The following is a 24,102-nucleotide window of genomic DNA, read 5'->3' on the forward strand; positions in this document are numbered from 1 at the left end:
GGGCTTGTTTCCGTATTTATGTCAGTGAATACCTGAACTTGCCTCCTAGTTCGTTCTTGGTAAACTGGACATGTGCCCCGGTCAAACATTATAGTTAAAAGAATGAAGATCACGTCATTTTGTCGGATTTTTTCATTGTCGTGAATCAATGCTCAGCTTTACATCTTGAATATGTATACATAAGTAAGGGAGGACATGTATGGAGCAACCCCGTATTTGGCCGGATCGGTTCAAGCGCTTTTTTCTGAACAATAAGTTTGTGCTTCTTTTGCTTGTTCTGTTGCTGGTTGGACTCAATGTGTTGGTTCTAAGCAAGATTTCGTTTGTGCTGCATCCGCTCGCCGTGTTAATCAAGACGATCGTGTTGCCGATCATTTTATCAGGAATTCTCTATTATTTGCTGAACCCTCTGGTAGATGTAATGGAAAAATGGAAGATCAAGCGCGGATGGTCCATCCTGATCCTGTATCTGGTTATTGCCGGTATTCTAACGATCGTGGTGCTCGCGGTCATTCCGGTGCTGCGCAACCAGATTATGGGGCTGATTGATAATTTTCCGACATATAGCGAAAAGGCTAGACAGCAGTTTGAAGATCTAACGGGCAGCGAGTTGTATAATCAGATTCAAGAAACCATGAACATTAACTCCCAAGAGTGGTGGACAACCGTCACGCAGAAGGCAACGGAAATTCTGAACCATACATGGAGCAGAGTGGGCGGGTTTCTGGGTGCTTTTACGGAGGTTGTGCTGTCGATTGTGACCGTACCCTTTGTGCTGTTTTATATGCTGAAAGACGGCAAAAAGCTACCTCTGAAAATATTGTCTTTCCTGCCGACGAAGAGTCGTTCCGGAATTTTGCATGTGCTTCAGGATATCAATCATCAGATCAGCTCGTTTATCCGCGGGCAGATTATTGTGAGCTTCTGCATTGGGATTCTGCTCTATATCGGTTACATGATCATCGGTCTGGATTACGCGTTGATTCTTGCGATTATTGCATCGTTCACCAGCGTGGTGCCCTATCTGGGACCCGCAATTGCGATTACGCCTGCGCTCATTGTGGCTTTGGTCACTTCTCCGATGATGCTGCTGAAGATGGTGGCGGTATGGACGATCGTGCAGTTAATCGAAGGGAAGTTCATCTCACCGCAAATCATGGGCAAAACGCTTAAGATTCACCCCATTACGATTATCTTCGTCATTCTGACGGCCGGTAATCTGTTCGGTGTGGTTGGCATTCTGTTAGCCGTTCCCGGTTATGCGGTCCTCAAGGTTTGTGTATCCCATATCTTCGAATGGTTCAAGGACACATCGGGATTATATGATCCTCGGAATAACAACACGCTGAAATAGTCCATCAAATTTCGGCGGTTGCATGCCCCGTTGACCGTAAGGCTATCATATGAGTTTGCTTGCGAAGTCGCCATGTTGGCGGCTTTTTTTGCGGACAAATCTTTTCAAAGAATCAGAAGGTAAATGTAACCAAGACCCACCCTATAACCTGGGTTCATTGCAAAAACGAATCCGAGTTAATATAATGGATATCATAGGTCTATGTAATTCGAAATTAAAGGAGGAAACCGCCATACAGTTTTCCAAAAGCGTTGATTATGCTCTCCACGCCTTAATCCATTTGGCTCATTCGGAGCGTGACCAGAACATCGGAATCAAGGAGTTATCTGCGACGCTGGGCGTTTCGGAAAGCTATTTGTCCAAAATCATGTCCAAGCTGAGGCAGGATGGAATCGTGCGGGCAGTGCCGGGAGTGAACGGAGGCTACGAGCTTGCAAAGACGGCCGAGCAGATTACATTCCTTGAAGTGATACAGGTGATCGAAGGAAGGCAGCAGCTCTTTGAATGCTCAAATATGAATTCGCGGCAGCACCGTTTGCTGACCGAAGAGAAGGCTGCCGAGAAACAAGAGGACCATCCCCGTGAGTGCGTATGCCTGGTCAAACAGGTGATGGACGGTGCCGAACGGCAATTGAATCGATACTTGGAGGAGCAAACGATCCAGTCGGTATTGGACGCGGCATCCAAACGTGGCAGCTGTGCTGAGAACAAGAAGTGATGAACTTCTTGTATTCCGAATGTGGATACATTAAGTCTATAATACATGTGCACATGAAATTAAGGTAACTTCTCATCAAGCTGAAAGTTTGGGAGGGATTGTAATCGATAAACTTTTTGAGAAATTAAGCGGGTTTGGAGAAAGAGAGCATTGGCTTTTACTTCGTCAGTTGGTGAATACAGCGATACACGATTCTACGCATGGTGAGCACGAAGATAGAATGTTCGGTCAAAGATTGTATCATCTGATGGAAATGCACATAGATACCGTTAGCTACCAGAGACTGCAAGAAGAGAAACTTCAAACTCACGTCCATATTGTGTTCAGTCTCTCTGAAGCCGGTTCATTAAAAGTTGCGCTCAGTAAAGTTGGTAAACGGGAGGAATCTCGGGTAGTAGCATTTAATGATTGGTTTTCAGTTGGTCCCATCACGGAATTAAGCACAAAGGAAGGGCAGCTCCGAAGGCAAATGTGGTTGATGGAACATGACAGGGACTCATATTATTCAGACAGTATAAACCAGGAACACCAAATCGAGCGTATGATCGATACGCTGAAGAATATACCGGAGAGCAAGACCGTTGTGATATGGTGCGGGGATAATGCCCATGATCAAACGGGACTTCGATTTGCAATGTATCTGCTGAGGGAGCGGACGAGTCCAGTCCATATGGTCAATGTGACACAAATACTCACAGAAACGGCGCAGGGTAATGCTCCAGTATCGCAGGCATTGGTCGAACGAGATAAATACATCGAAATCGTCAGAAATTATGGTGAGGGAATCTCTCTTAATTCTGATCTGAGGAAGCGTTATGAGTCAGAATGGTTGGAGTTGGCTGGACAGGATGATGTGCTTCGACTCTGGGAAGAGGGAAAAATCATAGGCTGCCAAGAGGATAAACTGGACGAGGTTATCGTCAAATCGGTCATGGAGCTGCAAGATAAACTCAATCCCGGTAATTTTGTTAAGGCTGGAGACGTCGTGACTAAAATACTGGAGAGCTCACAGCAGCGTATAAGCTATTCCTTTATCATCTACAGAATCTGGAGTTTGGTCAGTGATGGTGTTTTAACGTTCAAGGGTTTACCGGGTTTTCCTCATCAATTCTCGCTAGGTTTATCGCATGTTTAAGAAGCCGCCATGGGCGGCTTTTTGTTTTGATTTGGACAGTTCTTACCCCATGTAAGGAAAGGCACTTGGATTTCACGCGTTTTTCTATTGACCGAATGTTCAGTCTTAAATTATATTAGAATCATAATCTGGATCATCATCCACAGGAGAGAGGGGTTTTCAAATGGATTTAGCTTATCAGATTCAAGGCAGTGGGACACCCGTTGTGTTGATACACAGCCCAGGTGTAGATTCAAGAGAATGGAAGTATGTTGCCCCGCAGTTAGCCCGGAATCATCAAGTCATCACATATGATGGTCGCGGAACGGGAAAATCTCCTGCGCCGCAAAAGCCAACCAGCTTGGTTGAAGACCTACGGTCATTGCTTGATCATCTGGAAATTGACCGCGTTTCGCTTGTCGGTCATTCCATGGGAGGGCAGACAGTTACGGATTTTGCCTTGACTTACCCTTCTAGAGTCGACCAGTTGGTATTAATCGCACCATCACTAACCGGATTCGAGCACTCCCAGCCATTCATCGATTGGATGGCCCAAGTTAATGCTTGTGCCCCCGATGTCAACCGTCTGGTAGAACAATCGTTAAGCGGGCCGAATTATCGTGTGACGATGTCCAGCTCTGAAAGGGACTTTCTGCGCGAGATGCATACGTTGTATATGACCAGAGTGTTTAGTGAGTGGAAGAGCTTCGAGGTGGTATGGCCGATGCCGCCAGCGATCGAGCGGTTGGAGGAGCTTGTTGCAAACACGCTGTTTATTCAGGGGACGGTCGAATGGGAGGATATGCAGCGAATTGCGGAACAGTTCAAGCGAGCTCAAGACGTCCGTTTCGAGGTAGTCGAGGGGGCTGACCATATGATCACGCTGACGCACGCAGAAGAACTGGCTGGTTTGATTCTTACATTTTTAGCGAGAGGATAAAGGGACTCATCCGGCAGAACTACAAATAAAAAATAGGCGCTTTGCTTGGTAGAGTGACTAAAGATTGCACTTAAAAAAGCCGCACAAAATGCGGCTTTTTTGATGAATTCACGCGATTTTTCTCAACGAGTAAGTGAAACGACTTTTATTCATTGCGACTGTTATTGTCCAATAAACGGAAGATGGGAGAGAGACGGTTTCACGCCCCCCGATTGCCTCGGCTCCTCACTTGTCGGCTTTTTTCTCCGGTGCAGCCGGGGGTGCTTTTTTAGATGTTTCCTGGCTCGTCTCAAAGCTAATCGGCGTTATGCCTTTTGCCTGCCATACTGTACCTCTACGCTCGTATTCGAATAACTGTTCAATGGCATTCGCAATCTGCGGCCCGACTTCGCGCTCAACCAAATACAAGGCCACATCAAGTCCGGAAGTAACACCTCCGCCAGTCACCAAGCGCGGACCATCTTCTACGATTCTTGCTTCAACCGGAACTGCACCGAGAGCTCCTAGCGCCCCCATGCCGATCTGATTGGTGACTGCATATCTGTCTTTCAACAAGCCATCCATAGCCAGCAGCAATGAACCTCCGCACACGGTAGCCACCGTGACTTCTTTATTATTCATCGCTTGTTTCATCATACTTGTTAAACCAGTATCCTTAGCCTGCCTTAAAATGTTGGGAATAGCATCTCGGGAATTCCCCGCCGGCTTTCCCGACGCTCCAGGAACCACTATAATTCCGGAACGGTTAGGGTCTAATACGGCTTGCGCTTCGAGGGTAGGCCCATTCAGCCCGCTCGGGACCGAACGTTTACCTTCTGCAGATACCAATTCTACCGTGACTTTTCCATCAGTATACATGCCAGCGGCAGCAAATACTTCATATGGCGCTAATGCGTCCAGCAGATCAAACCCATCGAATAATACGATTTGTACATGTACACTTTTGTCCTTGAATGGATCTTGCTTCTTAGTGCTTTCCGCGCTTGCTGCGGGGGCTAACAGACTTAGAATGAGTGTGAACGACATGAGTAAGCTAAGTATTTTTTTCATCCTTACATCAATTCCTTTCGATTCGTTCTGATGATTATTTCAGGAATAACTAGCAGCAGCGCAATAGCACCGTAAACGCCGATGGTGTAGCTGGTAGCGTAAACGTACCCAAACCCCTGATGAAAAAGGGAAGTAATGAGATGAATCAACAGGTTCGTGAAGCAAAAGGCGTAACTACGAATCATCCAGTTGCGATGACGAATGATCCGTTTCCTCTTGATCTGGACGAGCGCCGTAATGGTGATAAACAGCCAGATCATATTCAGCAGATTGAATCCCATGCTGCTTATTTTTCCGCCGGTGGCGTAGGGGGCCATATAGCCGGAAGTCAGCACAACTAGCAGTACGGACACGATATATATATAGCCGTTTATGCGATGGGCCCTGAGGCTTTTTTCAAAAATCCGATTCGAAAAGTTAATCAGCCCCGATGCCATGGCCATACATGCGAATGCAACATGAACGTACATGACATTTAACCAAACCGGGAGATTAAGCTCGCGCTTCAGCCCGGTTTTATGGCTTAAAAACCCCGCAGCACCGGGATCGATCCAGTAGTTTTTAACCAAGGCGTATAGTATAAATAGAATGCTGACACAGGCCAGCAGTAGGTATAACGATTTCCGTTTCTTCATCCGTTCCCAACTCCCGAAGCGCCATATTTGATACATTCATTCCATTCCTGAAAAAACTCGATCGATGTACATTCTTGGAAGCCAGACCGCGTGTAGGCCACGGTTTTTCGTAGGATTAGAAAACCCGTTTTCCTGTTAATTTGGATGCAGGCAGGAGGCCGGCTTTGGCCATACCGATCATGTGATCTCCATCGACGACAACTTCAAATTTGAGATTCAAGCGCATGGGTTTCGTGATTCGCAGCGACCAGGTCAGCTTGTTATCCAGTAGCACGGGGTTTATAAACTCGATGGTTTCATCTCCTTGCGTTGCGGTGCCATGGATCATCTCATGTCTTGTCGCAATGGAGAGCTTGACCTCCAGCTTCCCGACAGGCGTAGCGAGGGTGGTATCCCAATCCCCGTCGAAGACCGATGTCTGTGTGCTATTGCTATGCAGGGAGGGCGTGGTTGTCATCGATGTTTTGTTCACCGCGGTGCTTGGTTCCTCACTCGTCAATGGTTTGTGAACGCTAGGCGCAATCCCTTTATCCTTCCAAACCGTTCCTCTTCGTTCATATTCAAACAACTGCTCTACCGCGTGAGCGATACGAGGCCCAAGTTCACGCTCCACCAGATATAGCGCAACATCGAGTCCTGAAGTCACGCCGCCGCCGGTAACCAGATTGCCGTCGTCCACGACGCGAGCCGAGACGGGAATTGCACCGGTTGCACCAAGTAGATCCATGCCCAGGTGATTGGTTACCGCCGGCCTGCCTTCCAAGAGGCCTCCCATGGCAAGCACCAGGGAACCGCCGCAGACCGTAGCGACGATGATGTCTTTGTGCTGGAGCGCCTGCTTGATCATATCGGTCAATCCCGTACTCATGGCCCGGCTTAGAATAGCCGGAATCGAATCGGGCCCATCATCTACGACATCGCCGGATGCGCCAGGTACGAGAATGATGCCCGCACGTTCCGGGTTCAGTCTGCCACTCGCTTCAATCTTCAACCCGTTGATGCCGCTAGGCACGGATCTTGGACCTTCGGCGGTGACCAGTTCTACGCTTAACGCGTTTTCAGCATTCATGGCTGCGGCGCAAAAGACCTCGTAAGGTGCTATTGCATCCAGAAGGTCGAAGCCGTCAAACAACACGATTTGAACGATTAGCATTCCATAATTCCTCCTAGTCTCTATTTGATCAGAAGATCTTTCAGCAAGCGATATTCCTTCTCATCAATTTCACCTTTGGCCATTCGACTCTTTAGAATCATAGCGATGTCATCCTTTTGATGATCGCTTTTGTAACGTTGACGAATCGCGTATACTCGAACCGCCAGGAAAGCAAACAGCGTGAGACAAAACAAAGCGCCGAAAGGGAAGAACGAGAAAGCGTTATTTTCCAAACCCATATGTAAACCTCCTTTATCGATGACTGCGCCCGACAATCACCCGAAATATGGGCTGTCCGTGTGCGCAAGTAGAAGCATAACAAACGAATATCTCAAACGAAGATGTAGAAAGGTCACAAAAGTATAAACAAACCATCACAATACATAAGCTTGCGTTGGTTCTTGCTAAAAAAATGATAAACTAGGAAAGCAAAGGTGGGATAAACATGATAGGATCAAAGACGATACTGGTTGTAGACGATGACCAAAGTATCGTTGAGCTATTAAGGGATTTTCTGGAGAATGACAACTTTCAAGTAATGACTGCTTGCGATACCGCTCAAGCGTGGGACATATTCAAGCAAAATTCCATTCATTGTATTGTTCTTGACATCATGATGCCGGGACAAAATGGATTTGAGTTTTGCCGCCGGATTCGTGGGGAGAGCAATGTTCCTATCCTCTTTTTGAGTGCTCGCAGCGATGATGTGGATAAAATTCGCGGCCTGACTCTCGGAGGCGATGATTACATTGTCAAAACGGCTTCGCCGGGAGAGATCGTTGCCAGAGTGAAAGCCGTATTGCGGCGTTCCGCTTCCCCGCAGCCAATGGATAGTAGGGTCTTGAAATACGGCCGCATCAAGTTAAACCTGTCCACAAGAGAAGTACTAGTGGATGGAAATAACGTCGTGCTCACACCCAAGGAATATGAGTTGCTTCGATTATTTGCCGAACACCCGAGACATGTTTTCTCCTATGAACAATTACTTGCGAAATTTTGGGATGGGGTGGGGGACAGGCATACGATTCGGGTCCATCTCAGCCGGCTTCGCGAGAAAATCGAAGCCGATCCGAACCAACCGATATTCCTGGTCAACGTATGGGGAGTAGGGTATCGCTTTGAGGGAGGGTAACATGAGGTCACTCCGCATTCGTACGTTTACAATGCTTTGCTTCTTCTTTATCCTCTTATTGCCTTGGATCTTCTTTGTTGCCGCACACTTTATGGAAACCAAGACGCTCAGCTTCGAAAAAGGTCGGCTGCAAAACGAAACGCTGCAACGAAATATATCGGAAATAACTCAGCGAATTGAAACGGACACAGACCAATGGTCGGATCCGAACTGGCAAAACCAATTGTATACAGCGCTGCGCGAAGCGAAGATGGATGTTCTCATTCAATCCGCAGCAGATCAGGAAATTTATCGTTCCAATCCGGAACGACGAGGAACTACGTTATCGACCGAGCGGTTCTCTGTCATAGAGGACGGCCAATTGCTGGGAAGGATTATTCTGTATTTGCCTCAAACCAATCAAGTTCAAGTCATGTCGGCTTTTATCGGGCTCTTGCTTGCGATCTTTGTTGTCGGAATGGAAATGAGAAGATTCGTTCTTAAACCACTCGAGAAGATGGGAATCGCAGCTAGACAAATTGCAACAGGGGATTGGGAGGTTCGGTTACCCATGTCCAGGGTCACCGAAATTGCTGAAGTCCGCGACGGATTCGATGTTATGGTGAAGGGACTGGAGCAGTCCTATCGGAAACAGGCCGAATTGGAGGAGGAACGCCGATTCGTCATTGCTGCTGTTGCGCATGATTTACGGACACCGTTGTTCGCTTTGCGTGGCTATTTGGATGGACTCGAGCAAGGGATCGCACAATCCCCGGAGAAAATGGCCCACTATGTGGCGGTTTGCAAGGATAAATCGGCACAATTGGATCGTTTGGTAGAGGACCTTTTCACCTTTACAAAAATGGAGTATGTGGAGTCGGAATCGGAACTGAACCATAAAACGGTTGATTTTAACCAGGTAATTCGGAATTCAAGGGACAGTCTAAGTCCGCTGGCTCGGCAAAAAGGCATCTCGATCTCATACCATGTAACAGATGGCTGCACTATCAATGGAGATATGCATTTATTAGAACGTGCCATGAACAATCTTTTGGATAATGCCGTCAGACACACGCCAGCGGGTGGTGAAATCCAAGTCCAGTGTAACAAAGATGGCAATAAGGTTAAGTTTACGATACGCGATACCGGGCCGGGTTTCTCTCCGGAAGAACTTGAGCGCGTATTCGAACCTCTATATCGGGGGGAAGCATCCAGAAGTCGTTCAACCGGTGGCAGCGGATTAGGCTTAACCATTTCACGAAGAATTGTTAGGCAGCACGGAGGCGAACTTGCTGCAGGCAATCATCCGGAAGGAGGAGCACTGCTTGAAGGATGGTTACCTGCAGCAGCATCTGAGCAGATGGGTGTTGTGGATGTTCTTTAGTACACACGATTTGTTACACGCTAAAAAGCCGCGACAACGCGGCTTTTTGGTTTGCATGAAAGTGTCGTTGTGGACAATGCTAATCACCCGGGCTTGGATAAACGAGATCCTTTGACTAGAATAATCAACGCTAGAATCAGCGGTATCCAGATCTGAAAAATAGGAAAATGATATTTCAAATTTTGATTAAATCCGATCCAGATATGATATATAAAGTTGGGGGAAAGAAACGAAATGGTATAAATGAAGGCACCCACGATCACTGTTAATTTTTTATGGCTCACTTTGATTAAACTCGAAAGACCAAGCACGGCTCCAAGGTAGAATGCCGTCATTTTAACGAAAATTCCAATATAAATCAGCATGATAATCAAAGGATCCAAACGTTCAAGGAAATTGGCGATTTGGATGAGACGGACAGAACGAAGCAGCGGAAAAGTCGAAATACTTGTAATCGAAGGGTCCAGAATAGCAAGGTTTAGAATGTTGAATAGCAATAAAAAGATGCCGACGAAAATATAAGCAGAAACAGATGCTTTGGACAGCGTTTTCTTGTCGTCGAGATGACTCCAAAACATGAGAAATACCACGATTTGTCCAAAGGGAAAGCTAATCACCTCTGGTAAGGAAGCACGCAACACCGGCAGAATGCCACTCTCTAATATGGGCATAAGACGCTCAAGATGAATGATGTTCGAGCCGATGAACATGATGATGATGAGGATATAGCCTATTAGAGTGAAAGGAAGCATGAATTCGACGACACGAAAGAAAACCTCAATGCCTTTTGATACCGCGTAGCCGGACAGCACGATCATCAAAAGAATAAGGATGTACAGCGGCGTACTAGGGAGAAAGGAGATATTGATAATGTCCGAGAACTCCCGGGTATTCCTCATGGATTCATACGAAAAATAAACCATGTAGGCTACAGTAATGAATGAGCCTAGATACTTACCCAAGTGTTGATTCAATATTCGGGGGAGACTAAGATCCGAATTTCTGTTCTGAATAAATAAATAGACATATAGCAACAATGATCCCGCGATCATTCCAGCCAACATGACAAGCCATGCATCTTGCTTAGCTTCGATCCCCAGTTCATACAACGGGGAACTGCCAATCATAAACAAGATGGTCATGGCAATGATTTGGTATTTACCGATTTTCTCCATGTTGAACCTCCTATTCATGGGATCGAACGCCGGTTAATTCTTCGGTTCAATCAAATTCGAGAATGGTTTATTGATCATATTCGTGTGCTCAATGGTCACTTTGATGTTCAGGTTGAGTTCCAGTTCCTGAAGTGGTCGTTCGGACATTGATAATCGTCTGCTGACTGAAGGGTACCTTCTATGAATCATATCCATGAAGCCTGCCGGATCGCTATTCAATTCCTGCATCCTCTTCCAGGCTGTCCCTATCTCGTCCTTGATTTGTTCGGTAATCGTCTCCTCAAGTTTCGTTATGACATTCGGCTTTGTTAAATCCATCGTACAGCTGGTTTCATCAAGGGCACCTTTCGTTTCAATGTGTACCCTCATATTTATAGATCCGTTTACCATGACTGGCTCCACCTGGGTCGATGAATGGACTACCCGGTAGCTCGATAGTTGAGTATTATCTCGATCACTGCAAGGAAAAACAATGATCAAGTTCTTGACGCTGTTCGACAGCCAAGCAACCCCTCTGCTTTCTTCCCGCTTCATCCATCCAACCAGCTTGTCCCCTCGAAAGACCCCCAGATCCCCAAGTTTGATTACCGCTTTATTCCGGGTTGACTTGAGGGCATCCAGGGTGGATTGTTCCTCTTGATCGCCGGAAACCTTTAGCTCTGGAACGACGGCACTTCGGTAAGGATTTGCGATCATCGATGCAAAATCGATCAATTTAATATTTTTAACCTGGGACAGATTCTCTTGACCTTGCGTAATGACTCGTTGAATCGCGTTTCCCGTTATTTTCTCTAATGGAATTAGTACTTCTAATAGATTTGAGGCTTTGCCCTTGGTCAGGAGAACAGACATCGTTTCCCTGCTTTCCAAGGGCCGGAGGAAAAAATCAAGAATTTGCCGTACTCCTTCCTTACGCGCGACCTGCTCATTCAATATCAAAATGGAGTTATGGGCAAAAAAGAGCGTTCGAGGTGCTTCTAAATTGGCATTCTGCATGGCTTCACGAATCGTCTTTCCCCTCGTCGAAAAGATGGTGATCGGAGATTGGCTGCCGCCGGCTCCACCGCCTGTCTGGGTAGCAATGGACTGCGGGATGACGACTTGGAAAGAAATAACCCATTCGTCATTGCTTCGGTCAATGGATGTCGCAGATACAATGCTGAGCGAGTTAAGCTCCCGGCTATCCCAGCAACCGTTTAGCAATAACGGGAGGATCAAGGTGAGAATCAGGAGATTAAGTTTACGGTTCATCTAATTCTTCACCTCCTAGTTTTCCGGTTGTTGACTACTTCCTGTCTTCGGTAGGCGATGGTCGCGGACTCATTTTTTGACGTTTCCGGTTATTCTGACTGATTAAGGTCGGTCTTGCCAGCATGGCCCACCATGGAACACGAACCAACACGTCTTTTTGGTCTGACGGGATAAATGGAGCGAACGGGGCAAGGTAGGGCAAGCCGAATGAACGTAAACCGCATAAATGAATTAACATCGCGATTAATCCAGCCATAATGCCAAACAGCCCTAATGTCGCCGCCAGTATCATAAAACCAAAACGAAGCAATCTGGCCGAGTTCGATATGCTCACGGACGGGGCCACAAAGCTGGCAATGGCCGTGAATGCAACAATGATCACCATGGCAGCAGATACTAAACCGGCCTGGACTGCCGCCTGCCCCAGCACCAAAGCGCCTACAATGGATATCGCAGAACCCATAGCTCTCGGCATTCGAACGCCGGCTTCCCTTAATACTTCGAATGTAATTTCCATAGCCAGCGCTTCGACAACGGCCGGAAAGGGGATGCCTTCCCGCTGGGCCGCAAGGCTAATCAGCAAAGTTGTTGGCAGCATTTCTTGATGAAACGTTGAGATAGCAATATAAAGCGAAGGAAGAAGCATCGATACAACAAAGGAAATGATGCGTAAGAGACGCAAAAAGGTGGCGATATCGAATTTTTGATAGTAATCCTCACTCGATTGAAAAAGCTTAAATAGGGTGATGGGGGCAAGCAGCGCAAAGGGAGTTCCATCAACCAATATGGCCACTTTCCCTTCCAGAATCGCACCGGCGATCGCATCGGGGCGCTCCGTGTTGGTAATGGTAGGAAAGGGGGTGAACGTATTGTCTTGAATGAATTCTTCGATATAGCCGCTCTCCAGAATACTGTCGGTATCAATTCGGTCTAATCGATTCAGTATTTCTTGTACCACCTTATCATTGGCGATACCATGCAAATACATGACGGAAACATGCGTTTGGGTGACCCGGCCAATCTTTCGATCTACAATCCAGAGATTCGGGCTTTTAATCTTCCGACGGATTAAAGCCGTATTGGTGCGGATATTTTCCGTGAACCCTTCCTTTGGGCCGCGAACCACGGTTTGAGATTGGGGCTCCTCTACGCCCCGCTCTTCGCCTCCTGTAGAGCTTGCCATAATGCCGTGGCATGATCCGTCTATGAGAATGACGGTATTGCCTTCAAGCACGGCGGAGATGAGTTGACCCAGATCATTCAAATCGCTAATGCTGCCGATGGATAAGAATCGGTTTTTGATCATAGAGAGGATCTCAGTTGGGTCGGATGTATGCAGCTTTTCATAGTAGTCTTTTGGTGTTAAAGATTGCATGATCGAGTTATTAATCGTAAGCGTATCAACCAGCCCATCGATATAAATGACCGCAATGGTATGGTCGCTACCGAAACTATGTTGTAACGTACGAATAATGATATCTCGGCTGTTACCGGTCTGCTCCCTGAGCTTATGCAAATTCTGGTCCAAGCGATCAGAGAGGGGAGAGGGGGACGGTATTTGATTCGTTTGATGATTTTGTTGAGATCGATCTGGTTTGGATTTTGTTTGCTTTGATTTTTTGAACAATGGCATGTGATCAGCTCGCTTTAACAATGATTCATACGATCTAATCGTTCCCTAATTCTGGTTTAATATTCGGTTGGTTTGAGCACCTAGCGCATTGATTTATTGTGTATATCTATAAGCGTTATTCAAACTATATATTGGACCTATAACCGCCTTGATTCTATGATCTTTGTATAAAAAGCAAGAAGGAGTGTGACCGATGTCCATTTATCAATTTCAAGCCAAGTCCATTCTCGGCCAACCCGTAGAATTATCAACCTACCGCGACAAGGTTCTTCTTATCGTTAATACTGCCAGCAGATGCGGCTATTCCCGTCAATTTGCTGATCTTGAGCAGCTTTATGAGTTTCACCGTGAACAGGGCTTTGAAGTACTCGGTTTTCCGTGCAACCAATTCAATGAAAAAGAGCCTGGGAGCAACGCGGAGATTCAACAATATTGCGAGGGGCAATATGGAGTGACATTTCCTTTGTTTGAAAAAGTCGAGGTTCGCGGACCGTCGGCTCACCCGTTGTTTCCATATCTTACGCATCGAGCGCCTTTTCAAGGCTTCGACACACAAACCTCGAGCGGGCGCTGGATGCAGGATTTCCTGCTGGATAAATACCCGGATATATACGCCGGTGACGAAATCAAGTGGAATTTCACAAAATTTTTGATCGACCGTAACGGTAACGTAGCGGGGCGATATGAAACTGTGACGGATCCGCTAGAGATCGAGCCGACTATCGTATCGCTTCTCTGAAGAAGTTCATTTCCTTCATGAATGGCGCCGAGGAGCCATCCTTATAGGTCTCAGCCCTACCAGAAATATCAAGCTGTATGCCCAGAATAGCCAGGCAGCCAGAACGTGGATGCTCTGCTCTGAAATAACCGGGAATACGACAGAGTGGAAGAGTAGCGACAGAATGTCCAGCAGCATGCCAGGCAAAGCGATGTAGACGGAAAGACGAGGGCGATCTGAATTCGGAATATCCAGATAGGAGAACAAAGGAGCGATACATCCATAAATCAAGGGGATCGCGATTAGAAAGCTGACGGCGGTTCTCATGGGATGCCTGACATCAATCAACCAATCACCCCAGAAATGAAAGATAACTGTCGCTGCCAGCCAAAGGACAAAACCCCATGCCAGAAAAAATCCATGACGCTGCCTGTTTATAGGAATGCTGTTCATTTCTTCACCTCGCTGGACATGAAGTCAAAAAACAGTTGTAATGCATGAAAGATTTCGTCTTTTGGAAATTCTTCATTAAGCAAAGCTTGCACGGCTAGCCCATCCATTAATGCGTTCATTAAAATGCCCCAGTGCTCCATGGACATTTCCTCTATTGGTGATTCACCCCACCGAGCAGTAAGAATTTGAGTCAGGTATTTGTTTTCTTCTTGAATCATGGCGCCCATTCGGCTGCGATTCTCTTGGATCTGAAAGCTTGCAGCTAATGACGAAAAAAATAATCGGTGATAAACAGAATGATAATCGCATCTTTCCTTGGCTTCTTGTATGGCTTCTTCAATTGATCGATTGTTTTGCTCCAGCGAAACCCATGAAGCATTACATAGACTCTCAACAAGTTCGATTATTAATTGCTCTTTCGTTCGAAAATGATAATAGACCGTTCCCTGGCTGACATTAGCCTGATCGGCCACTGCTTTCAAAGTTAATTTATCCATACCTTTTTCTGAAACACACTTTTGGGCAGCCTCGAGAAGCTCTTGTTTGCTAATTACATTTGGTTTCGCCATGAACGTTTCACCTTCCTATAAAGTAAGTTATTCAAACAACTAACTCTAATGTAAAAAAATAAACTTCATTTGTCAAACAGATGAAAAAAGGCACAACGATCAATATTGTCAGCAATATTCATGGTTTTGATGTATAATAACGTCTCATATTAACAATTACAATTCATAGTAGCTAAAGGAGCCCTATATATGAAGTCTTACACCTCTGACCAAATTAAAATCCCGCCGGGATTTTGGGAAGGATTACATCAATTAGGGATTGCCGCCCATGAAGTAGCTCGACAAGCACAATTACCGCTTACCATCATTACGGAATCTATAGTTACTACCGCCCAATATTTCGCGATTTGGGAGGCTTATTCCGATCTCATTGGGGACACTGCCCAAGCCATCATCGAACTTGCGACGGTCTTTGAAACGGCGAAGTACCCACCGACCGTCTTAGCGCCTTACCACGCTCGTGACTACCGCGATGCTCTAAACCGGATGGCTCGGTATAAACAACTATGTCCGCCCGAAGGCTTGCTTATCAACGAGGATGGCGAACGCTGTACCATCGACCTGGAATGGCTGAATCTAGGCGAGCAGCCCGGTCCATCGCTGCTTGTTGGTATCACACTGGCATGTCTTTTGGAGCTTGGACGCCGGGGCACAGGTCAACCTTTGACCGCGCAGTTGGTCGAATTTTCGGAGCCCATGGGCGATGTACAGGCGCTTGAAGCTTATTTTGGCTGTCGGATCCGGACGGGCGCAAAACGTAACCGGTTGACGATCTTTCGAAGAGATCTGGACCGACCTTTTCTCTCGTACAACGAAGAATTGCTGGAGATTCTGACTCCCGCACTGGACCGATCGCTTGATGAACTTCAGAGTAATCGCTCCATTACCGAGACGGTCAAGTGGATCATCAAACGCTGTCTCACAGCAGGACGCCCTGACATTCAGTCTGTGGCGAAGGAGCTCAATGTGAGCGATCGCACCTTACAGCGCAGGCTAACGGATGAAAACACGAGCTTCAAGCAACTGTTGACACAAGCTAGACATGAACAGGCCATCGAGTACTTGGCAGACCCTTCGCTCGATATCAAAGAAGTTGCCTTTTTGATCGGATATGAGGATCAGAACTCGTTCTACCGTGCCTTCCGTCTTTGGGAAGGAGATACTCCATCGAATTGGCGAACTGAACATTTCAGTACCGGTTCGCTATCAGAACAACGGCACGGAATGCTGACAATGGAAGCATAGCGTTACAACGTAGACGAAGTCTGTAGAGAGGTTGCAGGTTCCTTGGTATTCACAATTGGCGTGTTGTACAAGTATTTTGGCGTTATATGCTAGTTACTCTTCATTCCTGACAAAGTAATATAGTCACTATCCGGATCGCAAAGGAGAATTGATTATTTTATGGATATGGGATTAAACAATAAAACGGCTCTAGTAACTGGGTCATCAAAAGGAATAGGTAAGGCCATTGCCTTTGAACTAGCTAAAGAAGGTGTTCATGTACTCATTAATGGACGAAATCATGAAGAGGTCGAGCAAACCGTGAATGACATCAAGTCCAAGTTCCCGGCGACTTCTCCTCAAAATGCTACCGCCGATATCGTGGATTCGAAGCAAAGAGAAGCACTGTTTGAAAAATATCCCACAGTGGATATTTTAGTTAACAACATGGGGATTTATGAGATTATGCAGTATGAGGATGTGGATGATGAGGTATGGGAGAAATATTTCCGTACGAATGTTCTTGCTGCTAATGGACTAACTAAATTTTACTTGCCTCAGATGTTGAAGCGTGATGATGGGCGCATTATTTTTATAGCAAGCGAAGAAGCCGTTATGCCATCCGGACAAATGCCTCAGTACTGCATGACAAAATCAATGCTGTTATCCTTGTCAAAGAGTTTGTCCAAATTAACCATTGGAACGGAAGTAACGGTCAATACGATCATGCCAGGACCCACCCTCTCTGAGAATGTGTACGGAATCATTGAAGGGATGTACCCTGATAAAGATATGACTTTTGCTGAAAAAGAAAAAGAATTTATGGTTACGAATCTGCCTCAATCCGAAATACAGCGATTTATCAAGCCTATCGAAATAGGTAGGCTGGCTGCATTCCTAAGCAGTCCGTACGCATCCGCGTTTAAAGGTTCTCCAATCCGGATGGATGGGGGAATGGTGCCTACGATTTTCTAACGTTTATTTAAATAGGTCTGCACATAGTTAAAGCTTGGGATCTAAAACAGATCTCCAAGCTTTTTTAGTATCCGTAAGCAGCGTCCCTGATGTGAACCGGGTTTTATTCGCCTATCAATTCCAGCTTGGTCTGCCTTTTGTGATATACAATGCGAGACAATCCAACGCTAATCTCATATAGAAGGAACAGGGGCACAATAACGAGGATGTCCGACACGATATCCGGCGGTGTAATGGTAACGGCTGCTATCGTCAGCAGTAAATAGGCGATTTTCCGCATTTTAGCTAAGCGGAGCGGGTTCAGAATGCCAATCGAGGTCAAGAACATGATGACAACGGGCATTTCGAACAGCACACCGAACGGTACGGTCATGTGCACCATAAAACGGAAGTATCTCTCGGCGGTATATGCTGTTATGAAATGGTGCGACAGCGAATCCAGGAAGGACAGGACCATGGGATAAATGACAAAGTAGCCAAAGGCCAAGCCCAATAGAAAAAGGGCACCGATTGCGGGGATATACGCCAGTGAAGCACGCCGCTCAATGGTACTCAAGCCGGGTACAACGAATCGCCATACCTGAAATCCGGCAACAGGCATCGTCACCGCAAGAGCTATAACCCCTGCAATCATGAAGTATACCCAAATCACGTCCGTCGGTCCCAGCACTTGAAGCTGACCCTCCACGTCGCGAGTCAGCATTTCATACAGCGGTTCGACATATAGAAAAGCGGCACAAAGGGCTACCAAAAAGGTGCCCAGTGTGATGAGAATCCGCTTGCGGAGCTCTGTTATGTGCTCTATTATATGCTGCTCCTGTTCGTGTCCCTGCTCGTGCGGGGTCATTTCAATTTATCTCCATCTTGGATATCTTCGCTTGATACCAGTTCACGTGTTGAGTTTTTGAACTCACTCAGTGTTCGACCGAAGGCACGGCCCAGTTCAGGCAGCTTCGAAGGACCGAAAATAATTAAGGCGATCAACAAAATGAGGATCAGCCCCGTCACGCCGATGTTTCCTAAAGGCATATGATCAACTCCTTTACCCTATTTTGTATCCGAAGCCATCCGAAGCAGTTCTGAAATATCTCTGGCTATCGACTCGTCGCGCGGTGCATCATGCAGCTTCGAGGCAATTCGGTCGATCAGCGCAGGAGCTTGCGGATTCGTTACCGTTAGAATTTGCACTTCTTCATTAAACATGCTCTTCACTTGCTCTTTGGCTTGCGACATATTATCGTTGTCCGCAATCTTTGCCCCGCTTACGCCTTCATCCGGCTCGCCTTTGCCTGACATTCCTTCTGTCTGACTTAACACCTTTTGCTGCATGTTGTCATAGTGGTTGGACGAAACCTGTGATTCTGCGCGTGCCAGAACAATCGTGTCATTAAGGACAAAAGCTTTCACCCCATCAATGCCTAGACCTGCAAGTCTTGACTGTACATGGGAAGAGACACCGCCCTCATGCAGGCTGGATGAACCGATCATGCTGTACACGGACATACCCATACCGCTTGTGGTATTGCCATGGACATTGGTCGTTTCGGTTTTCGGCCCATGATAGCTTGGGATGACATCGGTACTGTGCAAGTGCACGGCATCGGCATTACGCTGCTCCATGGATTGTGCATTTTGTTGATTGTCGTCGGTTTGATTTAAGCAGGCTGTTAAAGAAAGAAGCAGTGCCGAGCCCAAAATCGGGCCTTTCCACCTGCTCCACAATTGATTCATGAGCATTCGCCTCCATATCGGTTAGTAATTTTATCATGCCCGGATGGAGAATAATGTATGAATGAAATTTTGATGGGGACAATACCCATTATTCAAAAATGAAGAAGAGTAGGGGTGCAGAGAGTTTGAGCGAACAAGACGAACAACAAACCAAACCATCGAAGCCTGGCAGCTCGCAGACCATGTCACGGCGGAAGTTTCTGAGAAACTCCGGTTATGCCGTGGGAGGGGTCGTGCTGGGCGGTGTGCTCGGTTATCTGCTGCCGAAGCGGGAAACCCCGCCTGCAGCGCCGGCGCCTGAGCAGAATGAAAACAACTACAACCAAGCCTTAATGTTTTTTAACCAGGAACAATACAGGATCACGGAAGCAGCCGTAGAGCGCATTTTTCCTGCGGATGAGAATGGTCCGGGCGCCAAAGAGCTGGGTGCGGCATTCTTCATCGACCATCAGTTGGCCGGTGATTGGGGCTTCAATGCAAGAGATTATATGCAGCCCCCTTTCTATGTTGGAGAGAAAACGCAAGGCTATCAGGGTCGATTAAGACGACGAGAGATATTCTACATTGGTCTCCGCGAGATTCAGAACTACAGCCAAAAAAAGTATCAAAAAGATTTCCCGAGCCTGGCGCCAGAGGAACAGGATGCCGTGTTAACTGCCTTTCAGAACGATGAGGTCAAATTGACAACGATCTCTGCCAGCGGGTTCTTTAACCTGCTGCGCAGCAGCACATTGGAAGGGGTATACAGTGATCCGCTGTACGGCGGCAATAAAAACATGCAGGGCTGGGTCATGCGTCAATATCCGGGTAACCAAATGGCTTATACCAACATCATTGATAAAGATTTCACCGTGATCCCGCCGAAGAGCTTAAAGGATCACCTATAACCGCTCATATATAGCGAAAGGAGTACAGATATGGCCAAAAAATTACCGAAAACGGATGTTGTCATTATCGGCGTCGGCTGGGCTGGCGGGATTATCGCTTCGGAATTGACCAAGAAGGGATTATCCGTTGTCGGATTAGAAAGAGGGAAAGAAAGGGTAACGGAAGACTATTACATGGCTCATGATGAGCTCCGTTACGCGCTTCGGTACGATTTGATGCAGGACCTCTCCAAAGAAACGATTACTTTTCGGAGCACCGAAAAAATACGTGCGCTTCCGATGAGGCAGTATGGTTCGTTCCTGTTAGGGGAGGGGCTCGGAGGGGCCGGCGTCCATTGGAACGGGCAAACGTTCCGTTTCCTGCCCTACGATTTTAAAATCCGGAGCATGACGGAAGAACGATATGGGAAAGATAAAATACCGCCGGAAATGACAATCCAGGACTGGGGTATCACCTACGATCAGCTCGAGCCGTTTTTTGATAAGTTTGAGAAAACGACCGGTATCTCCGGCGAGGAAAATCCCATGGCAGGGAAACGTTCGAATCCTTACCCGACCCCGCCTATGCTCCACACGCCATCTATGAAGATGTTTGCAGAAGCGGCGAAAAATCTGAAGCTCAACCCCTATACGGTGCCTTCAGCCAATCTGTCGGAAAGTTACACGAACCCGGATGGCATTTCCAGAGCGGCCTGCCAGTATTGCGGATACTGCGAGCGCTTTGGCTGCGAATACGGAGCGAAAGCGGACCCTGTCGTTACCGTGATTCCTGTTGCGAAAAAAACCGGAAAATTCGAAATCCGTACCCATTCTTATGTTAGAAGAATTCTACATAAGGGCGGTAAGGCAACGGGTGTCATGTATACGGACCTAACGACCGGAGAGGAAATCGAACAGCCGGCGGATATCGTAGTATCTACGGGATATGTATTTAACAATACCCGTTTGATGCTCCTCTCGAAAATCGGCAAACCATACGACTCGTCCAGCGGGACGGGTGTGATTGGCAAAAACTATGCCTATCAGGTTATCAAAGGGAACGCCGCCGGATTTTTTGAGGATAAATTCAATTTATTTGCCGGTGCGGGAAGCCTGGGAATGAGCTTGGACGATTTTAACGGCGACAATTTTGATCACTCGGACTTGAAGTTCATTCATGGAGGGAACATTGCCCATACGGTAACCGGACAAAGGCCAATCCAAAACAATCCGGTTCCGGAGGAATCACCGCGTTGGGGAAAAGAGTTTAAGGCGAATTCCTTAAAGTATGCAAACAGCGTGCTGTCCGTGGGCTCTCAAGGTTCTTCTATGCCATTTCGGCATCACTATCTGGATTTGGATCCCACCTATAAGGACGCATTCGGAGACCCGTTGATTCGAATCACGTTTGATTTCGAAGAGCAGGACCGCCAGTTGGCCAGGTATCTGTCCGATCGCTGCGCGGAGATCGTGCAGGAGATGGGAGGCCAGAACATAATGAAACTGAAGGAACTGGGACCTTACGAAATTACGACATACCAATCGACTCATAATACCGGCGGGGTGATTATGGGAGAGAACCCTGGCAATTCGGCTGTCAACAATTACATGCAAATGTGGGATATGGAAAACTTGTTTGTAGTAGGCGCATCCGCTTTCCCGCATAATAGCGGCTATAATCCGACCGGAACGGTCGGAGCTCTTGCTTATCGCACCGTGGATGGAATTCTGGAGTACAGCAAAAAGGGCGGGCTATTAGTGTAGCCTGCATTTTACAAAAGGAGGCAGTTTCAGACATGTTCAAAAAAGGGTTACTGTTTGTTATGCTTTTGACAACTTTTGCTTTTGCAGCGGTAGCATGCGGCGGCGGCAATACATCCGAGCCTGCTCCTGCTGAAAACGGGGGACAGGCCCCACAAGAAGGAGCAACCGGCGGAGATGCCGGCAATGCTGAAGCAACGTCGCTCTACAATGCCAACTGCATGGCTTGCCACGCAACAGACTTGGCCGGGGGCGGGAATTTCCCAAGCCTGCAAAACGTAGGGTCCAAGTATGATGCTGGAGAAATTGCGGGTATTATTACGAATGGACGCAATGGAATGCCGGCATTCCAAGGCAAGCTGACGGAAGACGAAATTAATGTGCTGTCCCAATGGCTGGCTGCAAAAAAATAAGGTGAACTAAAAATGAAATATGAGGACCCTCATGCTACAATGCAGATAGGAATTGCGTTGTTATCATGGGGGTTTCTTCATATGATTACAACGTAAGAATGGAACACTTTTTTGGAGGTGGACTGTGAAGTCATGACAGAGGCGTTCGTATCCTCCTATAGCACATGTTCAATAAAGTGCCGAACGGTGGTTTGCTTTTTTGCCGGCATCCTCACCTATCGGAATAATTTTGAAGACGCTGCAAGCGAAATCGCCCTTCGATATCCCGATGCCAAAATAGTGGTGATTTTTCCGTATGGGATGGCAAACGGCATAGCGGGTTCCGCATTAATCCGTTTACTAGCCCGGCAGCTTACTCAAGTCGGTTATGACGTGGTTCGAGAGTACTCTCGTCGGGTAGTGAACGCAGGGCAGATCCTCCGCAAGCATGCAGCAGATGCTGATCAACTGATCCTGATCGGTCACAGCGCCGGAGGCGTTATTGCTTATAAGGTTGGGCTATATTTGGAGGAGAATTTTGACTTTCGAGGAATCCATGTATTTGCTGTGGGATGCCCAAAGTTTTATTTGAAGGACATTCCATATAACGACCGCTTTACATATATTACGGGCCAGAATCCGGACAGGATCACCCGAATTGGCAGTTGGCGCAAGCCGGGTTCTAGGGTGTACCGCGGAAGGCCGGGGCGCGAGGTTCAACTGGATTTTAATCCGGATCATCAGGGATGGCGGTTTCATGCCTCTTACTTTCTGAAATCGGCCTGGACGGATTCAAACGAAGCGTTCCATACCAATTCAGTAGATCTGGTATCCAAAATCCATGAATTGTACCCCGGAAACTGATAGTTACGTAATAAATATTATGTAAACTAAAAGTGCGTGTAGGTTGTCTCATTTGCTGCCTCATCATGTGAATGGTCAAAGCGGTGAGGAAGAGTTATAGGACAAAGAGCCGAATTCCCTAGAAGGAATTCAGGCTCTTTGTTGCTTTACGGCCGTATATTCGTCTGATGATTTTTACGAAATTTCAGAGGAGAGAGACCGATTATGCTTTTAAACGTGCGGCCGAAATGGGTAGAATTCTCGAAGCCGACGCTTTCGGCGATATCGGAAACCTGCAAATTGGATTCTTTCAACAAATGACATGCTTGCTTGATCCTTACGTTATTCACATACTCGATCAGGGTAAATCCCGTTGATTCCTTGAAGGTTCGACTAAGATGGGAGGGACTTACATGGAATCGGCTGGTGAGTTCCTCTAATGTCAGGCGCTGATTGTAGTGGTGATTGATAAAGTGGGCAATATGGGAGATGCGCTGATGAACCTGGTTGGTTGAGACAGTTATGTATTGACGACCACTGTTTAGTATGCGGTGGATGAACACCAAAAGCTCGGACAGCAGGATTTTGAGATAGAAATTCGACTCTGGGAATCCGTTTGCCGATTCGGCGGCCATCTTCGCAAAAATCCCTTCGACATACCCCTGCTCCTGGCCTTTTAACCGGACGGAACCGGAACCTGCCTGGAATGGGGAGAGGGGATGAAAAGACGAATCCTCGGTTAATAACCCGCCTAAAAATTCCTCTTGAAAGAGCAGCGTTACTCTTTCAAATGGGGCCCCGTTAGGATTGATCAGACGGTGCCCGTCATTCTTGCGAATGAGCAGCATGGAACCGCCCACGAGCTGAAACGGCTGGCTTCCAATACAATAATGCAGTTCGCCCGAGACAATATACAAAATTTCATAAGCGTCGTGATAGTGGAGTGAAGGAATGCTTGACCGGGATTTGCTCTCTCGACTGATATAAAAGGGATCGGAGCAAAAAAAGTTGATGTCATATCACCTCTCACGGAATCCAGCTAGGTCATGATG

26 protein-coding genes are annotated in these 24,102 nt (G+C 46.9%); 13 read left to right on the top strand and 13 right to left on the bottom strand.

The window, feature by feature from the left end; genetic code table 11:
• Positions 1 to 199 precede the first annotated feature (199 nt).
• The 4 genes from OHJ21_RS06895 to OHJ21_RS06910 all read left to right on the top strand — a co-directional run bounded on the left by OHJ21_RS06895 (position 200) and on the right by OHJ21_RS06910 (position 4,126).
• Complete coding sequence (locus OHJ21_RS06895) at positions 200 to 1,354, top strand: AI-2E family transporter (protein WP_100536962.1); 1,155 nt, start codon at positions 200 to 202, stop codon at positions 1,352 to 1,354.
• Between the two features lie 232 nt (positions 1,355 to 1,586).
• Positions 1,587 to 2,072, top strand: a complete 486-nt coding sequence (locus tag OHJ21_RS06900) for an RrF2 family transcriptional regulator (RefSeq protein ID WP_100539353.1) — start codon at positions 1,587 to 1,589, stop codon at positions 2,070 to 2,072.
• Positions 2,073 to 2,244: 172 nt separating this feature from the next.
• Positions 2,245 to 3,207 carry a DUF1835 domain-containing protein gene (locus tag OHJ21_RS06905; RefSeq protein WP_486019640.1) on the top strand — a complete coding sequence of 321 codons (963 nt, stop codon included), beginning with the start codon at positions 2,245 to 2,247 and terminating at the stop codon, positions 3,205 to 3,207.
• Positions 3,208 to 3,370: 163 nt separating this feature from the next.
• Positions 3,371 to 4,126 (top strand): alpha/beta fold hydrolase, encoded by a 756-nt coding sequence (locus OHJ21_RS06910; protein WP_486019641.1) that lies wholly within the window; start codon positions 3,371 to 3,373, stop codon positions 4,124 to 4,126.
• 225 nt (positions 4,127 to 4,351) lie between these two features.
• Here the strand turns inward: OHJ21_RS06910 and OHJ21_RS06915 are convergent, their stop codons facing one another.
• The 4 genes from OHJ21_RS06915 to OHJ21_RS06930 all read right to left on the bottom strand — a co-directional run bounded on the left by OHJ21_RS06915 (position 4,352) and on the right by OHJ21_RS06930 (position 7,203).
• Complete coding sequence (locus OHJ21_RS06915; protein WP_486019642.1) at positions 4,352 to 5,176, bottom strand: DJ-1/PfpI family protein; 825 nt, start codon at positions 5,174 to 5,176, stop codon at positions 4,352 to 4,354.
• Between the two features lie 2 nt (positions 5,177 to 5,178).
• A complete protein-coding gene (locus OHJ21_RS06920; RefSeq protein ID WP_486019643.1) occupies positions 5,179 to 5,811 on the bottom strand; it encodes a DUF2306 domain-containing protein in 633 nt (210 codons plus the stop codon).
• 115 nt (positions 5,812 to 5,926) lie between these two features.
• Positions 5,927 to 6,964 (bottom strand): DJ-1/PfpI family protein, encoded by a 1,038-nt coding sequence (locus tag OHJ21_RS06925; RefSeq protein WP_486019644.1) that lies wholly within the window; start codon positions 6,962 to 6,964, stop codon positions 5,927 to 5,929.
• Positions 6,965 to 6,984: 20 nt separating this feature from the next.
• The gene (locus tag OHJ21_RS06930; protein ID WP_100536967.1) at positions 6,985 to 7,203 is read right to left on the bottom strand and encodes an SHOCT domain-containing protein; all 219 of its coding nucleotides are present in this window, start codon (positions 7,201 to 7,203) and stop codon (positions 6,985 to 6,987) included.
• 206 nt (positions 7,204 to 7,409) lie between these two features.
• On the opposite strand from OHJ21_RS06930, the gene OHJ21_RS06935 reads away from it, so the two are divergent.
• A complete protein-coding gene (locus tag OHJ21_RS06935; RefSeq protein ID WP_486019645.1) occupies positions 7,410 to 8,096 on the top strand; it encodes a response regulator transcription factor in 687 nt (228 codons plus the stop codon).
• Between the two features lies 1 nt (position 8,097).
• A complete protein-coding gene (locus OHJ21_RS06940) occupies positions 8,098 to 9,459 on the top strand; it encodes a sensor histidine kinase (protein WP_486019646.1) in 1,362 nt (453 codons plus the stop codon).
• 83 nt (positions 9,460 to 9,542) lie between these two features.
• On the opposite strand, the gene OHJ21_RS06945 is transcribed toward OHJ21_RS06940, so the two are convergent.
• Genes OHJ21_RS06945 through OHJ21_RS06955 form a run of 3 tightly spaced genes read right to left on the bottom strand, consistent with a single transcriptional unit; the run spans position 9,543 to position 13,518 of the window.
• Complete coding sequence (locus OHJ21_RS06945) at positions 9,543 to 10,634, bottom strand: GerAB/ArcD/ProY family transporter (protein WP_486019647.1); 1,092 nt, start codon at positions 10,632 to 10,634, stop codon at positions 9,543 to 9,545.
• A 33-nt stretch (positions 10,635 to 10,667) separates the two neighbouring features.
• Positions 10,668 to 11,885 carry a Ger(x)C family spore germination protein gene (locus OHJ21_RS06950; protein WP_486019648.1) on the bottom strand — a complete coding sequence of 406 codons (1,218 nt, stop codon included), beginning with the start codon at positions 11,883 to 11,885 and terminating at the stop codon, positions 10,668 to 10,670.
• 34 nt (positions 11,886 to 11,919) lie between these two features.
• Positions 11,920 to 13,518 (bottom strand): spore germination protein, encoded by a 1,599-nt coding sequence (locus OHJ21_RS06955; RefSeq protein WP_486019649.1) that lies wholly within the window; start codon positions 13,516 to 13,518, stop codon positions 11,920 to 11,922.
• A 193-nt stretch (positions 13,519 to 13,711) separates the two neighbouring features.
• Between OHJ21_RS06955 and OHJ21_RS06960 the strand changes: the two genes are divergently transcribed.
• Entirely contained in the window at positions 13,712 to 14,257 is a 546-nt protein-coding gene (locus OHJ21_RS06960) for a glutathione peroxidase (protein WP_486019650.1), read from the top strand.
• 15 nt (positions 14,258 to 14,272) lie between these two features.
• Here OHJ21_RS06960 and OHJ21_RS06965 read toward each other — a convergent pair whose 3' ends face one another.
• Entirely contained in the window at positions 14,273 to 14,689 is a 417-nt protein-coding gene (locus OHJ21_RS06965) for a DUF5367 family protein (RefSeq protein WP_100536973.1), read from the bottom strand.
• Positions 14,686 to 15,258, bottom strand: coding sequence for a TetR/AcrR family transcriptional regulator (locus OHJ21_RS06970; protein ID WP_100536974.1), 573 nt, complete (start codon positions 15,256 to 15,258; stop codon positions 14,686 to 14,688). The genes OHJ21_RS06965 and OHJ21_RS06970 overlap by 4 nt, the downstream gene beginning before the upstream one ends.
• A 189-nt stretch (positions 15,259 to 15,447) precedes the next feature.
• On the opposite strand from OHJ21_RS06970, the gene OHJ21_RS06975 reads away from it, so the two are divergent.
• A complete protein-coding gene (locus OHJ21_RS06975) occupies positions 15,448 to 16,503 on the top strand; it encodes a helix-turn-helix transcriptional regulator (RefSeq protein ID WP_486019651.1) in 1,056 nt (351 codons plus the stop codon).
• A 159-nt stretch (positions 16,504 to 16,662) separates the two neighbouring features.
• Positions 16,663 to 17,457, top strand: coding sequence for an SDR family NAD(P)-dependent oxidoreductase (locus OHJ21_RS06980; protein WP_486019652.1), 795 nt, complete (start codon positions 16,663 to 16,665; stop codon positions 17,455 to 17,457).
• Between the two features lie 103 nt (positions 17,458 to 17,560).
• Here the strand turns inward: OHJ21_RS06980 and tatC are convergent, their stop codons facing one another.
• From tatC to OHJ21_RS06995, 3 genes are read right to left on the bottom strand one after another with little or no spacing between them, the layout of a single operon-like run.
• Positions 17,561 to 18,304 carry a twin-arginine translocase subunit TatC gene (gene tatC / locus OHJ21_RS06985; protein ID WP_100536977.1) on the bottom strand — a complete coding sequence of 248 codons (744 nt, stop codon included), beginning with the start codon at positions 18,302 to 18,304 and terminating at the stop codon, positions 17,561 to 17,563.
• Complete coding sequence (tatA, locus tag OHJ21_RS06990) at positions 18,301 to 18,486, bottom strand: twin-arginine translocase TatA/TatE family subunit (protein WP_100536978.1); 186 nt, start codon at positions 18,484 to 18,486, stop codon at positions 18,301 to 18,303. The genes tatC and tatA overlap by 4 nt, the downstream gene beginning before the upstream one ends.
• An 18-nt stretch (positions 18,487 to 18,504) precedes the next feature.
• Positions 18,505 to 19,188, bottom strand: coding sequence for a hypothetical protein (locus OHJ21_RS06995; protein ID WP_100536979.1), 684 nt, complete (start codon positions 19,186 to 19,188; stop codon positions 18,505 to 18,507).
• A 125-nt stretch (positions 19,189 to 19,313) separates the two neighbouring features.
• On the opposite strand from OHJ21_RS06995, the gene OHJ21_RS07000 reads away from it, so the two are divergent.
• The 4 genes from OHJ21_RS07000 to OHJ21_RS07015 all read left to right on the top strand — a co-directional run bounded on the left by OHJ21_RS07000 (position 19,314) and on the right by OHJ21_RS07015 (position 23,071).
• Positions 19,314 to 20,075 (top strand): gluconate 2-dehydrogenase subunit 3 family protein, encoded by a 762-nt coding sequence (locus OHJ21_RS07000; RefSeq protein WP_100536980.1) that lies wholly within the window; start codon positions 19,314 to 19,316, stop codon positions 20,073 to 20,075.
• Between the two features lie 30 nt (positions 20,076 to 20,105).
• A complete protein-coding gene (locus OHJ21_RS07005) occupies positions 20,106 to 21,818 on the top strand; it encodes a GMC family oxidoreductase (RefSeq protein ID WP_100536981.1) in 1,713 nt (570 codons plus the stop codon).
• 32 nt (positions 21,819 to 21,850) lie between these two features.
• Entirely contained in the window at positions 21,851 to 22,228 is a 378-nt protein-coding gene (locus OHJ21_RS07010) for a c-type cytochrome (RefSeq protein WP_100536982.1), read from the top strand.
• A 132-nt stretch (positions 22,229 to 22,360) separates the two neighbouring features.
• Entirely contained in the window at positions 22,361 to 23,071 is a 711-nt protein-coding gene (locus tag OHJ21_RS07015) for an alpha/beta hydrolase family protein (protein WP_100536983.1), read from the top strand.
• Positions 23,072 to 23,217: 146 nt separating this feature from the next.
• Here OHJ21_RS07015 and OHJ21_RS07020 read toward each other — a convergent pair whose 3' ends face one another.
• Positions 23,218 to 24,063, bottom strand: coding sequence for a helix-turn-helix domain-containing protein (locus OHJ21_RS07020; protein ID WP_486021004.1), 846 nt, complete (start codon positions 24,061 to 24,063; stop codon positions 23,218 to 23,220).
• Positions 24,064 to 24,102 lie beyond the last annotated feature (39 nt).

Origin of the sequence: Virgibacillus sp. LDC1, assembly GCF_025792345.1 — a bacterium.
Lineage (GTDB): Bacteria > Bacillota > Bacilli > Paenibacillales > Paenibacillaceae > Paenibacillus_AQ > Paenibacillus_AQ lautus.

Excerpts from the sequence above, each read along its gene's own strand:
- OHJ21_RS07005 (WP_100536981.1), top strand. The coding sequence starts at position 20,106 with ATGGCCAAAAAATTACCGAAAACGGATGTTGTCATTATCGGCGTCGGC.
- OHJ21_RS06950 (WP_486019648.1), bottom strand. The coding sequence starts at position 11,885 with ATGAACCGTAAACTTAATCTCCTGATTCTCACCTTGATCCTCCCGTTA.
- OHJ21_RS06955 (WP_486019649.1), bottom strand. The coding sequence starts at position 13,518 with ATGCCATTGTTCAAAAAATCAAAGCAAACAAAATCCAAACCAGATCGA.
- OHJ21_RS06965 (WP_100536973.1), bottom strand. The coding sequence starts at position 14,689 with ATGAACAGCATTCCTATAAACAGGCAGCGTCATGGATTTTTTCTGGCA.
- OHJ21_RS06980 (WP_486019652.1), top strand. The coding sequence starts at position 16,663 with ATGGATATGGGATTAAACAATAAAACGGCTCTAGTAACTGGGTCATCA.
- OHJ21_RS06995 (WP_100536979.1), bottom strand. The coding sequence starts at position 19,188 with ATGAATCAATTGTGGAGCAGGTGGAAAGGCCCGATTTTGGGCTCGGCA.
- OHJ21_RS06960 (WP_486019650.1), top strand. The coding sequence starts at position 13,712 with ATGTCCATTTATCAATTTCAAGCCAAGTCCATTCTCGGCCAACCCGTA.
- tatA (WP_100536978.1), bottom strand. The coding sequence starts at position 18,486 with ATGCCTTTAGGAAACATCGGCGTGACGGGGCTGATCCTCATTTTGTTG.
- OHJ21_RS06920 (WP_486019643.1), bottom strand. The coding sequence starts at position 5,811 with ATGAAGAAACGGAAATCGTTATACCTACTGCTGGCCTGTGTCAGCATT.
- OHJ21_RS06925 (WP_486019644.1), bottom strand. The coding sequence starts at position 6,964 with ATGCTAATCGTTCAAATCGTGTTGTTTGACGGCTTCGACCTTCTGGAT.
- OHJ21_RS06970 (WP_100536974.1), bottom strand. The coding sequence starts at position 15,258 with ATGGCGAAACCAAATGTAATTAGCAAACAAGAGCTTCTCGAGGCTGCC.
- OHJ21_RS07010 (WP_100536982.1), top strand. The coding sequence starts at position 21,851 with ATGTTCAAAAAAGGGTTACTGTTTGTTATGCTTTTGACAACTTTTGCT.
- OHJ21_RS06930 (WP_100536967.1), bottom strand. The coding sequence starts at position 7,203 with ATGGGTTTGGAAAATAACGCTTTCTCGTTCTTCCCTTTCGGCGCTTTG.
- OHJ21_RS06945 (WP_486019647.1), bottom strand. The coding sequence starts at position 10,634 with ATGGAGAAAATCGGTAAATACCAAATCATTGCCATGACCATCTTGTTT.
- tatC (WP_100536977.1), bottom strand. The coding sequence starts at position 18,304 with ATGACCCCGCACGAGCAGGGACACGAACAGGAGCAGCATATAATAGAG.
- OHJ21_RS06975 (WP_486019651.1), top strand. The coding sequence starts at position 15,448 with ATGAAGTCTTACACCTCTGACCAAATTAAAATCCCGCCGGGATTTTGG.
- OHJ21_RS06940 (WP_486019646.1), top strand. The coding sequence starts at position 8,098 with ATGAGGTCACTCCGCATTCGTACGTTTACAATGCTTTGCTTCTTCTTT.
- OHJ21_RS06935 (WP_486019645.1), top strand. The coding sequence starts at position 7,410 with ATGATAGGATCAAAGACGATACTGGTTGTAGACGATGACCAAAGTATC.
- OHJ21_RS06895 (WP_100536962.1), top strand. The coding sequence starts at position 200 with ATGGAGCAACCCCGTATTTGGCCGGATCGGTTCAAGCGCTTTTTTCTG.
- OHJ21_RS07015 (WP_100536983.1), top strand. The coding sequence starts at position 22,361 with ATGACAGAGGCGTTCGTATCCTCCTATAGCACATGTTCAATAAAGTGC.
- OHJ21_RS06910 (WP_486019641.1), top strand. The coding sequence starts at position 3,371 with ATGGATTTAGCTTATCAGATTCAAGGCAGTGGGACACCCGTTGTGTTG.
- OHJ21_RS06915 (WP_486019642.1), bottom strand. The coding sequence starts at position 5,176 with ATGAAAAAAATACTTAGCTTACTCATGTCGTTCACACTCATTCTAAGT.